Source organism: Legionella rubrilucens (genome assembly GCF_001468125.1).
Lineage (GTDB): Bacteria > Pseudomonadota > Gammaproteobacteria > Legionellales > Legionellaceae > Legionella_C > Legionella_C rubrilucens.
The window spans coordinates 793,907-807,303 of the sequence record NZ_LNYT01000020.1 but is presented as its reverse complement, the minus strand read 5'-3'; the positions used below and the strand labels follow the sequence as shown (position 1 = coordinate 807,303).

The following is a 13,397-nucleotide window of genomic DNA, read 5'->3' as shown; positions in this document are numbered from 1 at the left end:
TTTATTTTGCGTCTATGCCATGCTCTACATTCCGATTCTGGTGTTGGTGATTTATTCATTCAACAACGCCAAATTCTCACTGCAATGGCATGGTTTTTCTCTGCGATGGTATACCGAACTGTTTCATGATCGCGGCTTGTGGGCTGCATTCAGCAACTCCGTGATTTTAGGTTTGTGCGCTGCCGCAGCCGCCACCGTCATAAGCCTTCTCGCCTGCGTGCAATTGTTCCTTTTTAAAACCCGTCATCACACGTTTCTTTATACCCTGTTGTTGCTGCTCATTATTATCCCTGATTTGGTTTTAGGCGTCGCCTTGCTGATTTTCTTTAATGTGTCGCAGATTCCTTTAGGTTTCACCAGCCTGTTGATTGCTCACATTACCTTCTGTATTCCCTTTGTCATGATTACCATTAATACCCGCATCAGCACATTGAATCCCAACATTTATTTCAGTGCCCTTGATTTGGGAGCCAGCCGGTACGTAGCCTTGACTAAAATTCTGCTTCCCCTGTTATGGCCAGGGATATTAAGCGGCTTTCTTTTGTGTTTTACCTTATCGTTCGACGATGTCATTATCAGTTATTTTGTCGCTGGTCCTGATTTCAATATCCTGCCTCTGACGATTTATTCTCTGGTACGAGCCGGCGTCACCCCGGAGTTAAATGCCTTATGCTCCTTTACCTTTGCACTGTCCATGATGTTAGTCATTGTGGCTCATCGACTGGCGAGTAAAAAAATATGAAACGTGTTTTGCTATTTCTGAGTGTTTTTTTTACCTCCGCAGTGTTTGGGGAGCAAGTCGTCAATGTGTATGTCTGGGGCGGTGAAATCCCGAAGAAGGTCGTTCAGCAATTTGAACATGACACCGGCATTAAAGTTAATTTTTCAACTTATGACAGCAATGAGACGCTCTTTGCCAAATTAAAAGCCAGCAACAGCAGCATTTACGATGTCATTCTGCCTTCAGCCTATTATGTCGAACGCATGCGCAAACTTAACATGCTGACTCGGCTTGATCCTGAACGCTTACCCAATTTAAACCACGTGGATGAAAAATTTTCGCATAATGATTACGATAAGGGTAATCATTTCAGCGTTCCCCTGGTTTGGGGAGCAACGGGAATATTCTTTAATCAACAGCGGGTGATTCATCCGCCAGTCTACTGGCGTGAACTGTGGCAGCCGCAATGGCGCAATCAGTTAATGCTGCTGGATGATTCCCGTGAAGTTTTTGCCATTGCCCTCATGAGCCTTGGTTTTGATCCAAACGATCGTGATCCCAAACACATTGAAGCGGCTTACCAGCATTTACTGCAATTGGTTCCCAACATTAAACTGTTTGCCAGCGACAGCATTCAAGCCATTATGATTGATGAAGACGCTTCTCTAGGTTCCGCGTGGAATGGCGATGCCTTTAAAGCCCAGGCGGAGAACAAAGCGATTGGTTTTTCCTACCCTCTCGATGGGTTTGTGGTTTGGGTTGATTGCCTGGCCATTCCTGTCAATCCGCCGCATCCCACGGAGGCGTATGCCTTTATTGATTATCTGCTGCAACCTGGGGTGAGCGAGCAAATTGCCCTGAAGGAAGGTCATGCCATTACCAACAGGGAAGCCTGGCTTAAATTACCCGCTGCCATTCGTGATAACCGCCTGGTATACCCGGATGCGGAAACAATGAAACGAGCCCATTTTCAGCGGGATGTCGGGGAGGAAACGCTGGCACTTTACAACAGCTATTGGGAACAATTGAAGCTGGCTTTTTAGTTGTGCTCTCCTGCCTTTCCCACTGAACGGAAGAGAAAGACTTAGTCATTCTCTTCTTTTTTACTCTCTTTGACATCCGGCAAATCGCTAATGCGGCGATCGGGATAGAGTTGTTTGACACCTCGATAAAACGAGCCTTCGGCGTTAAGGACAGCCAGAATATAACCCTCTTTTCCGTCTAGAAATCCGCGCTGTAAAATCAGGCAGCGGAAAAACATCCAGCCAGCCGAAAACAGGATGCTGATAAAGGAAGGCGGCTTGCCTTCTTTGCGGCGGGTTCTGGCCGTGTAAGAAGAATACCGGTTCATTTTGGCAATGGCATGACTTAAATCCTGGTAGGAATGATGCAGTATGCTTTGTTTTAATTTTTCGACTTTCGCTTCAGACGGCAACAACACTTTTTCATGAACAATGTCATCGCTGTAACGCGCCCCTTCCCGCTTGAACAAGCGAATGTGGCGTTTGGGGCTTGAAGAATAACGCATGGGCTTGCCATAAAAATTCATGTAAATGGGAATACGGTAGGCATCAGCTTCGTTTAAATCCATGACTTGCTGAATGGCAAATTTTAAGCCCTCACTGACTGACTCGTCCGCATCGAGGTTAAGGACCCAATCACCTGTCGCCACCGACAAAGCACGTTGCTTTTGTATACCATAACCCTGCCAATCGGTCAGATAAATGTTATCGGTGTACTTTTTGGCAATTTCCACCGTCTGATCTGTACTTCCTGAATCCAGAACAATGATTTCATCAGCCCACTTAACCGACTCCAGGCATCGCTGGATATTGGCTGCCTCATTTTTAGCAATAATAATCACACTTAACATAAAATCCAATTACTCCGATTCAACTGTTGGTTTCGGTAACCGTTTAATATAAAAAAATATCCACATGACTGTGGATATTTTGATAACTGGCTTCCAGTAGGAATGACTTTAGCACACACCCTCACGGTAATCATGGCTGTCAAAATGCAGTTTACCGTCCTTCACTTTCAAGGTGACGTGGCCACCATTGGATAATTTTCCAAACAGCAACTCATCGGCCAGGGGTTTTTTAATGTTTTCCTGAATGAGGCGAGCCATTGGTCTTGCCCCCATGGCTTTATCGTAGCCATGTTCAATCAGCCATTCCCGCGCGGCTTTATCCACTTTAAACGTGACCCCTTTATTGCTCAATTGCTCATCAAGTTCCATGATGAACTTATCAACAACCAGGCCAATCGTCACGTTGTCCAGCGGTGCGAAATTGATGATGGCATCCAGTCTGTTTCTAAATTCGGGACTGAATTGACGCTTAATCACTTCCAAGCCGTCATTGCTGTTGTCCTGGAGTGAGAAGCCAATCGAATTTCGGCTGATTTCACTGGCGCCGGCATTGCTGGTCATGACCAAAATAACATGACGGAAATCCGCCTGACGGCCATTGGTATCGGTTAAAGTACCGTGGTCCATGATTTGCAGAAGCAGGTTAAAGACGTCCGGATGCGCTTTTTCAATTTCATCAAGCAGTAGAACGGAATGGGGGTTTTTGGTGACCGCTTCGGTCAGCAAACCGCCCTGATCATAACCCACATACCCTGGAGGGGCCCCGATCAAACGGGATACGGTGTGCTTCTCCATGTACTCCGACATATCAAAACGCAGCAATTCAATACCCAGGACATTCGCTAACTGGCGTGTGACTTCCGTTTTACCTACCCCGGTGGGGCCGGCAAACAGGAAGCATCCGACCGGTTTTTGCGGTTCACGCAGACCGGAGCGGGCCAGTTTAATGGCGGAGGCTAAGGCAGTGATGGCAATGTCTTGACCATAAACCAGTAGTTTAAGGTCACGCTCCAGGTTACGCAGGGTGTCTTTATCCCGCGCAGACACTTTTTTAACCGGGATGCGGGCTATTTTAGCTACCACGCTTTCAATCTCTGTCACGCTGATGATTTTACGGCGTTTATTGGCCGTCAACAGGTTTTGATACGCGCCGGCCTCATCCACCACATCAATGGCCTTATCCGGTAAGAAACGATCATTGATGTATTTTGCCGACAGTTCAGCCGCCGCTTTCAAGGCTGGAATGGAGAATTTAACCCCATGATGCTCTTCAAGACGTCCTTTTAAGCCCTTAAGAATTTCAAAGGTTTCTTCCACAGACGGTTCTGTGATGTCAATTTTTTGGAAACGCCGAGCCAGGGCGCGATCTTTTTCAAAAATACCGCGGTATTCCTGGTACGTGGTTGAACCGATGCATTTCAGCTCGCCATTGGCCAGCAGGGGTTTAATGAGGTTTGAGGCATCCATTACGCCGCCTGAGGCAGCACCAGCACCAATGATGGTATGAATTTCATCGATGAATAGAACAGCGCCTTCTTGATGACCTAGTTGCTTCAGAACGGCTTTTAACCGTTTTTCAAAATCGCCGCGGTATTTAGTACCCGCCAGCAATGCCCCCAAATCCAGGGAGTAAACGATGCAATTTTGAATGGCCTCAGGCACCTCGCCATCAACAATACGGCGGGCCAGGCCTTCAGCAATGGCCGTTTTGCCCACACCGGCTTCCCCCACCAGCAGGGGGTTGTTTTTGCGGCGGCGGCAAAGCACCTGGATGGTGCGTTGAATTTCTTCATGGCGGCCAATCAATGGGTCAATTTTGCCCATTCTGGCGCGTTTGTTTAAATTGGTGCAATAGCTTTCGAGTGGCGACTCCGTGCCTTCCCCGGACATCATTTCTTCGTCCATGGAGGAATTCATGCCTTCGTTAAGGTCATTATTATGGTACTTGGAGACCCCGTGGGAGATGTAATTAATGACATCCAGACGGGTAATGTTTTCACGGCGCAGGAAATACACCGCCTGACTTTCCTGTTCACTGAATATGGCAGCGAGTACGTTAGCACCGGTCACTTCGGTTTTTCCGGCGGATTGGACATGGAAGACTGCGCGCTGCAGGACGCGTTGAAAACCCAGGGTGGGTTGTGTTTCTCTATCGAGTTCATCATCCGGGATTCGCGGCGTGGTTTCATCAATGAATTCAATCAGATCACGGCGCAGGGCATCGATGTTCGCATCACAGGCCTGCAACACATTGCCTGCAGCAGGATTATCGAGCAAGGAAAGGAGTAGATGTTCAACGGTCATGAATTCATGACGTTTCTCTTTGGCTTCCTTAAAAGCAAGGTTTAAGGTGAATTCAAGTTCTTTGTTTAACATTTCTTTGCTCCTCTCAACCCCACCGCCAATTATTCGGGCTCCATGGTACATAATAAGGGATGTTCATTCGCTCTGGCAAAATCGTTGACCTGAGCGACCTTTGTTTCTGCGATATCCCTCGTAAACACCCCACACACACCCTTACCAACAAAATGAACCTGCAACATCACCTGTGTAGCCAATTGCTCGCTTAACTGAAAAAAACGCTTTAACACACTCACTACAAATTCCATGGGGGTGTAGTCATCATTGAGCATGATTACTCTGAATTTTTTAGGTTGTTTGAGTGCAGGCAGTACTTCTGCTTCCGCTGTCCTGCGCTCGACAATTTCCTCTAAAAATTGCCCGCTCATTTTCTTACACCCTTTACTAATTTTATAGACTTACAACGCTCATTTGGCCAGTAAAAAATGGAATTAATCAATGAAAAAATTAAACCCTGTGATATTCAATTACATCCTGTCCATATAACACTCATCATGACGAGGGATGCTTTTGATCTCTCCTTCAATTATAGCTTTCCTGTGGGTATTCGGGACCATCCATGGATGAAAAACAGGGAGATTATCACTGACTGTACAATCAACTGCCTCGTTAAGCCCTGAATTAATCATCGGCCCGGAAAATGCTTTCTTAAGTCTTCCGGGCCGATTTATTTTACATGTGCTTAATCATCGCCTCTGCAAAGCCTGAACTGCTGACACAGGTTGCCCCATCCATCAGACGTTCAAAATCATAAGTGACCGTCTTGGCTTCGATAGCCCCGTCGACCCCTTTAATGATCAGATCCGCCGCTTCAGTCCAGCCCATGTGGCGCAGCATCATTTCGGCCGACAGAATCAGGGAACCGGGGTTGACTTTATCCTGACCGGCGTATTTGGGGGCCGTACCGTGGGTTGCCTCAAACACAGCCACTTCATCGCTCATGTTGGCGCCCGGAGCAATACCAATGCCTCCCACCTGGGCCGCCAGGGCATCGGAAATGTAGTCACCGTTTAAGTTTAAGGTGGCAATGACACTGTAGTCTTCAGGTCTCAGCAGAATCTGTTGCAGGAAAGCATCCGCAATCACGTCTTTAATGACAATCTGTTTACCGGTTTTGGGGTTTTTAAACTCCATCCACGGGCCGCCCTGGTAGTCTTTGGCGCCAAAACTGTCGCGGGCAACCTGGTATCCCCAATCCTTGAATGCCCCTTCGGTGAATTTCATGATGTTGCCTTTGTGAACCAGGGTGACGGAATCGCGATCATTGTCAATGGCATATTGAATAGCCGCTTTAACCAGACGGCGGGTACCCTGCTCGGACACCGGCTTGATCCCAATGCCGCAATGGTCTGGAAAGCGGATCTTTTTCACACCCATCTCGTTTCGCAAAAATTCAATGACTTTTTTTGCCTCCGGGGAATCCGCCTGCCACTCAATACCGGCATAAATGTCTTCGGAATTTTCCCGGAAAATAACCATGTCGGTTTTCCAGGGTTCTTTCACCGGACTGGGTACACCCGTAAAATAACGGATTGGACGCAGGCAGGTATAGAGGTCCAAATCCTGACGAATGGCTACATTCAATGAGCGAATACCGCCGCCGACCGGTGTGGTCAGTGGCCCCTTGATTGAAACCACGTATTTTTTCAAGGCGTCTAAGGTTTCTTTAGGCAGCCATTGATCGTTGCCGTAGACTTTAGTGGCTTTTTCACCGGCATAGACTTCCATCCAGGCAATCTTACGCTTGCCGCCGTATGCTTTTTTTACCGCTTCATCAACCACACGAATCATGGGGGGAGTTACATCAACGCCGATGCCATCTCCTTCAATAAAAGGAATAATCGGTTGGTCAGGTACCTGCAGAGAACCATTAGCGGCAACGGTTATCGCTTGCCCTTCTGTCGGGATACGAATTTTTTCAAATGTCATTGGCAACTCCGTCTTAATAAGAGGCAATTATCATAGCATGCCAAAATGCTTTGTCCCAACTCCCATTCACGGCATAATAGGATTTATTCTTTTCTATTCACAGTTTGATTCATTTGAGTACGTTATTACTTTTTAATAAACCCTATGGCGTGGTCTGCCAATTCAGCGGTACCGAGCACGAGCAGACCCTGGCGGACTTTATCAAACGTCCTGGCTTTTACGCGGCTGGCCGTTTGGACAAAAACAGTGAGGGCTTGCTGATTTTAGCCAATGAGGGGAGGATACAACACCAATTAACCCATCCTCGCTTTAATAAACAGAAGTATTACTGGGTCCAGGTCGAAGGCCAACCCGAGGATAAAGACTTAATGCCTTTAAGGAAAGGCATGCTGATTGGCGGCGTACGCTACCTGCCGGCCAAAGTTCGTCTTATTGAAGAGCCGAAATTATGGCCCAGGAATCCGCCCATTCGTTTTCGAAAAAACGTTCCCACCACCTGGTTGGAGATTATCCTGAGTGAAGGGAAAAATCATCAGGTGCGGAAAATGACAGCAGCGATTGATTATCCTACGTTAAGACTTGTTCGCCATCGCATTGATCAGTGGTCGCTGGGTGATCTTAAACCCGGGGAGTACCAGGAGGTTGAGATGGTTTAATTCCAAGTTTTTTGTAATCCAATAAAACAAATAGACTATAATTGACACACATTGCCCATGTGGATTGTCATCATGAAATTAGCCTTGTACTTTAAGTCCTCCAAAAGAAAAATCTCACTGGACATTAACCCGGAGTCCACACCCACGGAACAGGTTAAACAGGTGCTTGAAAAGAACACGATTCCTCTCTCTGACTTAAAACAGATTCGCTTTGAAAAACATGCCTTAAACAAATTTGAAGAACTGGACTCTTGGTATCAGCAAATGGAAGAATTGGCAGTTTTTAACCTAACCCGTAACAAACGCCTCCTTCCACATGAACAGTTTAATGTCAGGCAGACTTCAGCGGAGGAGGCGTTGGCAGAATTTAAACGAAATTACCCTCGAAACCGCCTTTGGCAATTGGCCGTGGATGGCCAGCTTTACTCCAGTATAACAGGCAATTCTGTAACCAAGGCGGAGCCTGATCATGGGTGGGTGGAGTACTGCCAGAGAGAGGACAACTCGCTCAATGCCTTTTTTACAGGTTTAAATATGGCTCTTGAGAACCTGGAAGATCCCTTCATCTCTGAGGAACTGATTCTCGCGCTGCATGGGGCGGTGACAAACAATGTTTATTTGGGGACGAATGATAGCATTGCCCGCGGGGCTTACAGGGCAGAGTCCCCTTTTTTTAATTTTGTTCCATCGCAACAACGTATGACAGTCTCTGGATTAGCGGATTTATTGGATAAAATAGAAAACCATGCGTTGAGTGGGCCTGATGAGGTCGACGGCGAAGGAGTCATGTTATGGCCAAAATTTCAGGGGTCTCAACCCTGCTTTATTACCCCTGCAAAAATTAAAGAAGAACGCAGAAAATACGTCGGGGAGGGAGACAACCTGGCATTCGCGTCTTTTTTAATCGACCAAGGCAACGCAATTCATTACCAGGCCCCCGCTAATCCTCAGCCACTGGTGCAACAAACCATCGCTCGATACAATGAAACCATCGGCACATTACGCGATCCCGATGCTATTTTACAACTCATTGGTGAAACAACCGAAGCACTGGAGCGCATCCATCCATTTGGAGATGCCAATGGCCGCACCTTTGTTAATTTGTTGCAAAATCGTTTACTTATCCAGAATGGCTTTCCCCCAGCAACCCTCTTCGAACCCAATATCTATGATGTGTATGGCCATCATGCCGACGTGTTGAAACGGGGAATTTTAAATACCATAGCAATTTATAGCGGCGAGAATGTTTTTGGCTACCCCATGCACAGGCGGCATCCCTTGTATCCAGAAAAACGCGATACCGTCTATTCCAATCATCATTTTCTCAATTCCCAGGCTTATTTTGATCAAAACCAGGAATTAAAACAGTTTTCCATGCAATACGATTTTAATCCCTTGCTCCCACTTTTTGAGTCAGACAACCCTCCCCTGAGAGAGATACATGACGCCCTCGCCAATACCTCATCCACACTCGATAAACTGGATTACATTACAGAAGCCATTAACCAGCTTGCCGAACAGCCGGACGCCATAGTAAGACTTCATCGGGTGTTTAATGACTTAGTCGATGCTATTCCTACTCCCCGCTATTCGCATACCGCCCAGGACTTCGAGTTACGGGAACTTTATTATCAGGCTCAGGTGCGATTGGATACCCATCAGCAAAACCCGGTCATTGTGCAATGGAGCGATAAGCCTGATTTTGTGCTGGCTGAGGAAAGCAATGACGTGGAGAAAGGTAAAGAGAAGGAGAAAGGGAAGGAAAAAGAACCAGAGCCCCTACAGCAGCGAAGAACGATTGAAAAGCAAACAGACAAAAACAAAGCACCCGGAATCAAGCTCAATGCGAGGGAGCAGGAACTCCTTAGAACGTTGCGTAAGTACATTCGCTTACGCCAGGTAGAGGCAGACCCCGAAAAAAAATCGAAACATTATAAATCCCACTTCCTTGGAGTAAAGGGTGGTCATTCGGCAAAAGTGAAGATTAGAGCCGCCAAAAAACTGATGGCGCTTGTCGAAGATAAACCGTTTCGGGGTGAAAAACTTCATTCATTGGATGCCATCGATTACAGTGCACTGACCAGCGCGCGTTTAGGTCAAATGATGCAACCCTACCTTGACATCATTCAGCATTACTCCAGTTCGGCTCTCAAGTTTCAAGCCAGCGCAGGCTGAAGAGGTCAGGCTTTAAAACGTGCCTTGAACAATAAGGTCTCTTCTGCAGCCAGCCTTATCCATGGCCAGACCAGGATGCTTAACAGCGTGCCGCCAATGACTGTCATCCAATTCATGGGGTAACCTAGAAAAGCATCAATAAAAAACACCGTCAGTTGATACCAGGCGCAGAAAAAGCCAATCAAAGCCATCTGTTGTCCGATTGGAAAGAAATAAAAGCGTCTGGCTTTACTGCTCGCAAGCCAGGTCGTTAAGCACAGGGCGAACGCATGCTCGCCAATCACGGTAGCCAGCAAGGCATCCAGAATCAAGCCGAGCATGACCAGTATACTGACCCGAAAATAGTCCGGCATATAAAACTGCAGATAAAGCACCAGCAAGAGCGTCCAGGGCGGTCGTATGGTAACCAGAAAAGCCGGCAGTGGCATGATCGTTAAAATCAGCGCGATTAAAAAAGCAATAGGCAAACGCCATCTCAAGGAATTCATGTGGCGGCTCCCAAGGCATTCATGCGCTCATTAATTTGCGCCGTCAAAATTTCCTGTTCTTTATCAGGCCAAATTAACAACACCAGCCGATTACGATTAAGCAGAGCAACAGGGCTTACCTCGACTTTGATAAAATCATCGCCCGGCACACTGGTCACATTTTCAACACGTCCAACCGGATAGCCTTCAGGATAAAGCCGTCCCAACCCGGAGGTTACCAACAAATCCCCTTTATTGGTGGATGACGTACGCGGCAGATTGATCAATGACAATTGCCCTAAATTGTTGGTACCCACTAAAATAGCCCTTTCGCCGGTACGCGTATTACGAACCGGCACAGCGCATTTAGCATCGGAAATCAGTAATACCGTGCTGGTCATATACCCTACATCGATAATTTGCCCCATCACCCCTTTGGCATCCAGAACGGGTTGGCCGGTATAAACGCCGTCCCGTTTCCCTTTGTTAAGGATTACCAGTTGCCGCGAGGTACTGGTATCGACAGCCAGAATCTGGGCAGCCATGGCTTTCATTTTGGCCTTGGAAGAGGTCAGCAACAGCTCTCTGAGCTGCGAGTTTTCTTCCTTGATGGCCATGAGTTTCTGAAGCTCAGCCTCCAGCAGCGTCTGCTGATAGCGTAACTCCATGTTTTCACTGATTAAGGAAGTTTTGGCGCTTACTAAAGCCTGAGCCCATCCCATGATACGCACTGGATAATCGACAGCGTATTGCAAAGGCGACACCATGAAGGAAAAACCACTACGCACATGACCTAAGTACTGGTAATGGTAATCAGAAAACATCAAGCAAATAGAAAACATCAAGGCAAACACAAAGCTGAATGCTCGGTGTTTGCCCTTGCCAAAGAGTGTATTATTCGAATTATTCGGTTGAGAGGAAATCACCGCCACGCAAATCCATTGTTTCCAACGCCTTACCACCACCACGCGCTACGCAGGTTAAAGGATCTTCTGCGACTAATACGGGCAGGCCAGTTTCTTCCATCAGCAAGGTATCCATGTTTTTCAACAGAGCACCACCGCCAGTGAGAACCATACCGCGCTCGGCAATATCAGCAGCCAATTCAGGCGGCGCCAATTCCAGAGCTGCTCGAACCGCACCCACGATACCGGACAGAGGTTCCTGCAATGCTTCAAGGATTTCTGCACTGGTCAATGTGAAACTGCGCGGCACGCCTTCGGCCAGATTCCGGCCCCTGACTTCAATCTCAAACAAATCACGACTTGGGAAAGCAGAACCAATTTCATGCTTGATACGCTCTGCCGTGGTTTCACCAATCAAGGTGCCATAATTACGGCGAACATAAGAAACAATGGCATCATCAAATTTGTCGCCGCCAATACGGACAGACTGATGATACACAATACCACTCAGGGAAATAATAGCCACTTCAGTGGTACCGCCGCCAATGTCGACAACCATTGAACCACTGGCTTCTTCGACTGGCATCCCTGAACCCAATGCCGCCGCCATCGGCTCTTCAATGAGGAAGACTTCACGCGCACCAGCACCCATGGCTGATTCGCGAATTGCACGACGCTCAACTTGTGTAGAACCGCAAGGTACACAGACCAGCACTCGCGGGCTGGGTCTTAAGAAACGGTTTTCATGCACTTTATGAATGAAATGCTGCAACATACGCTCTGTGACAAAGAAGTCGGCAATAACCCCGTCTTTCATCGGACGAATGGCATTAATGTTGCCCGGGGTTCGTCCCAGCATGCGCTTGGCCTCTATCCCAACAGCCGCCACACGCTTTTGTCCTGATTCGTTCCTCAATGCCACAACGGAGGGTTCATTAAGAACAATCCCTCTATCCCTTACATAAATCAATGTGTTAGCTGTTCCCAAATCGATGGATAAATCGTTTGAAAAAACGCCCCTTAATTTCCTGAACATGAGCCCCACTACCTCGTTCTTTTTTTGGCCTGTACTTTAACCTATATTTGGGTAAAAATCGACAGGTCTTTATTAAGTTTCTTTATCCATGATAAAAAATTATCTATCTCCATAGACAGACTATAGGCAATGCCCCCTACTTGCCTCAACGAATTAATTTTTTGCTCGGTAAATTTACTTTCATTGTTTTAATCATTAGATCACAACAACTATCCTGGTTGCCCGCCTGCGCGGGCAAGACAGGTTTGGTTTTTTTAACCAGAGCCATTTGCCAATGTCAGCACGGCGGCTTCGTTAAGCCATTTAATCATTGGTTGAATGATTAGATCGCAACGACTATCCTGGTTGCCCGCCTGCGCGGGCAAGACAGGTTTGGTTTTTTAACCAGAGCCATTTGCCATGTCAGCACGGCGGCTTCGTTAAGCCATTTAATCATTGGTTGAATGATTAGATCACAACAGTATCCTGGTTGCCCGCCTGCGCGGGCAAGACAGGTTTTGCTTTTGAAACCTAATAAATCTGTCTTGCCCGCTCAGGCGGGCATCCATCCATCAAAACAATCCAATACTCAAATCAAGCCACTGAGGATTTTTTTGTAGGATTAGGTTAATTTTCCATTGCCTGTTCCATTTCTTAAGTCGTTTTTCTCTTGTAATCGCCTCATATATCTCAGAGTGAATTTCATAATAGACCAACCGATAAACCTTGTATTTTTTAGTAAATCCTTCAACCACTCCCTCTTTGTTGATCCAGTCGTCGTGCCAGATTACTTGTGACACCGGTATAAAGTGTTCCATAAGCCTTACTGGATAATATATAAACAAAATAATGGTTATCACCGGACATGGTATTCCATTTATTTTTATGTCTGAGAACGGAAAAAGCCCGCCTGCGCGGGCGGGGAGATTTTACTCTACGCTAAAGGTTTCTTTAAGTTCAGCAAGATTCCTATTGATGAATTGTTGCCCCAAACCGGGAACTTCCGCCAATTCTTCAACCGATTTAAAACCCTCATGGCTTTCCCGGTATTTAACAATGGCCTCAGCCCGCTTCTCACCAATTCCTTTAAATGAATGAATCAGCGTTTTTAATTCAGCGGTATTCAGGTTGATTTTAGGAGCGGCTGTTTCTGCTTCCTGCGCGGTCGCGTTTGTGCCGAGGGGTGTGGGGGATGCGTACAAAGGGAACGACATTGATAAAAATGACAGAACCATAGCAATCAGATTGGCTTTCATAATTTCTCCTTATTGTGATTGGACTTAACGGCATTTGCC

Annotated in this window: 14 protein-coding genes; 4 read left to right on the top strand and 10 right to left on the bottom strand. The window is 46.8% G+C overall.

What is annotated here, in order from left to right; translation table 11 throughout:
* Positions 1-19: 19 nt before the first annotated feature.
* Positions 20-742 (top strand): ABC transporter permease subunit, encoded by a 723-nt coding sequence (locus Lrub_RS11440; RefSeq protein WP_420324358.1) that lies wholly within the window; start codon positions 20-22, stop codon positions 740-742.
* Positions 739-1,764, top strand: coding sequence for an ABC transporter substrate-binding protein (locus Lrub_RS11435; protein ID WP_058532207.1), 1,026 nt, complete (start codon positions 739-741; stop codon positions 1,762-1,764). Before Lrub_RS11440 ends, Lrub_RS11435 begins: the two co-directional genes overlap by 4 nt.
* A 41-nt stretch (positions 1,765-1,805) precedes the next feature.
* Here the strand turns inward: Lrub_RS11435 and Lrub_RS11430 are convergent, their stop codons facing one another.
* From Lrub_RS11430 to icd, 4 genes are all read right to left on the bottom strand, one after another.
* Positions 1,806-2,594 carry a glycosyltransferase family 2 protein gene (locus tag Lrub_RS11430; RefSeq protein WP_058532206.1) on the bottom strand — a complete coding sequence of 263 codons (789 nt, stop codon included), beginning with the start codon at positions 2,592-2,594 and terminating at the stop codon, positions 1,806-1,808.
* A 108-nt stretch (positions 2,595-2,702) separates the two neighbouring features.
* The gene (gene clpA / locus Lrub_RS11425; RefSeq protein ID WP_058532205.1) at positions 2,703-4,970 is read right to left on the bottom strand and encodes an ATP-dependent Clp protease ATP-binding subunit ClpA; all 2,268 of its coding nucleotides are present in this window, start codon (positions 4,968-4,970) and stop codon (positions 2,703-2,705) included.
* A gap of 29 nt (positions 4,971-4,999) precedes the next feature.
* Positions 5,000-5,323, bottom strand: coding sequence for an ATP-dependent Clp protease adapter ClpS (gene clpS, locus Lrub_RS11420; RefSeq protein WP_058532204.1), 324 nt, complete (start codon positions 5,321-5,323; stop codon positions 5,000-5,002).
* Between the two features lie 304 nt (positions 5,324-5,627).
* Positions 5,628-6,884, bottom strand: coding sequence for an NADP-dependent isocitrate dehydrogenase (gene icd / locus Lrub_RS11415; protein WP_058532203.1), 1,257 nt, complete (start codon positions 6,882-6,884; stop codon positions 5,628-5,630).
* 113 nt (positions 6,885-6,997) lie between these two features.
* Here icd and Lrub_RS11410 point away from each other — a divergent pair, with 113 nt between their 5' ends.
* Positions 6,998-7,540, top strand: a complete 543-nt coding sequence (locus tag Lrub_RS11410; RefSeq protein ID WP_058532297.1) for a pseudouridine synthase — start codon at positions 6,998-7,000, stop codon at positions 7,538-7,540.
* Between the two features lie 72 nt (positions 7,541-7,612).
* Complete coding sequence (locus tag Lrub_RS11405; protein ID WP_162263142.1) at positions 7,613-9,715, top strand: Fic family protein; 2,103 nt, start codon at positions 7,613-7,615, stop codon at positions 9,713-9,715.
* A 5-nt stretch (positions 9,716-9,720) separates the two neighbouring features.
* Here the strand turns inward: Lrub_RS11405 and mreD are convergent, their stop codons facing one another.
* The 6 genes from mreD to Lrub_RS11380 all read right to left on the bottom strand — a co-directional run bounded on the left by mreD (position 9,721) and on the right by Lrub_RS11380 (position 13,358).
* Positions 9,721-10,203 carry a rod shape-determining protein MreD gene (mreD, locus tag Lrub_RS11400; RefSeq protein ID WP_058532201.1) on the bottom strand — a complete coding sequence of 161 codons (483 nt, stop codon included), beginning with the start codon at positions 10,201-10,203 and terminating at the stop codon, positions 9,721-9,723.
* Positions 10,200-11,108, bottom strand: a complete 909-nt coding sequence (gene mreC / locus Lrub_RS11395) for a rod shape-determining protein MreC (protein ID WP_058532296.1) — start codon at positions 11,106-11,108, stop codon at positions 10,200-10,202. Before mreC ends, mreD begins: the two co-directional genes overlap by 4 nt.
* Positions 11,086-12,123 carry a rod shape-determining protein gene (locus Lrub_RS11390; protein ID WP_058527717.1) on the bottom strand — a complete coding sequence of 346 codons (1,038 nt, stop codon included), beginning with the start codon at positions 12,121-12,123 and terminating at the stop codon, positions 11,086-11,088. Before Lrub_RS11390 ends, mreC begins: the two co-directional genes overlap by 23 nt.
* A 551-nt stretch (positions 12,124-12,674) precedes the next feature.
* Positions 12,675-12,857, bottom strand: a complete 183-nt coding sequence (locus Lrub_RS15290; RefSeq protein ID WP_420324354.1) for a GIY-YIG nuclease family protein — start codon at positions 12,855-12,857, stop codon at positions 12,675-12,677.
* The gene (locus Lrub_RS15285) at positions 12,850-12,969 is read right to left on the bottom strand and encodes a GIY-YIG nuclease family protein (protein WP_420324353.1); all 120 of its coding nucleotides are present in this window, start codon (positions 12,967-12,969) and stop codon (positions 12,850-12,852) included. The genes Lrub_RS15290 and Lrub_RS15285 overlap by 8 nt, the downstream gene beginning before the upstream one ends.
* A gap of 62 nt (positions 12,970-13,031) precedes the next feature.
* On the bottom strand, positions 13,032-13,358 hold the full coding sequence (locus tag Lrub_RS11380) for a ComEA family DNA-binding protein (RefSeq protein WP_058532200.1): 327 nt from the start codon (positions 13,356-13,358) through the stop codon (positions 13,032-13,034).
* Positions 13,359-13,397: the final 39 nt, after the last annotated feature.

Coding starts and splice junctions, on each gene's coding strand:
- Lrub_RS11405 (WP_162263142.1), top strand. CDS start 7,613: ATGAAATTAGCCTTGTACTTTAAGTCCTCCAAAAGAAAAATCTCACTG.
- clpS (WP_058532204.1), bottom strand. CDS start 5,323: ATGAGCGGGCAATTTTTAGAGGAAATTGTCGAGCGCAGGACAGCGGAA.
- Lrub_RS11380 (WP_058532200.1), bottom strand. CDS start 13,358: ATGAAAGCCAATCTGATTGCTATGGTTCTGTCATTTTTATCAATGTCG.
- Lrub_RS11430 (WP_058532206.1), bottom strand. CDS start 2,594: ATGTTAAGTGTGATTATTATTGCTAAAAATGAGGCAGCCAATATCCAG.
- Lrub_RS15285 (WP_420324353.1), bottom strand. CDS start 12,969: ATGTCCGGTGATAACCATTATTTTGTTTATATATTATCCAGTAAGGCT.
- Lrub_RS11435 (WP_058532207.1), top strand. CDS start 739: ATGAAACGTGTTTTGCTATTTCTGAGTGTTTTTTTTACCTCCGCAGTG.
- mreD (WP_058532201.1), bottom strand. CDS start 10,203: ATGAATTCCTTGAGATGGCGTTTGCCTATTGCTTTTTTAATCGCGCTG.
- icd (WP_058532203.1), bottom strand. CDS start 6,884: ATGACATTTGAAAAAATTCGTATCCCGACAGAAGGGCAAGCGATAACC.
- Lrub_RS11440 (WP_420324358.1), top strand. CDS start 20: ATGCTCTACATTCCGATTCTGGTGTTGGTGATTTATTCATTCAACAAC.
- Lrub_RS11390 (WP_058527717.1), bottom strand. CDS start 12,123: ATGTTCAGGAAATTAAGGGGCGTTTTTTCAAACGATTTATCCATCGAT.
- clpA (WP_058532205.1), bottom strand. CDS start 4,970: ATGTTAAACAAAGAACTTGAATTCACCTTAAACCTTGCTTTTAAGGAA.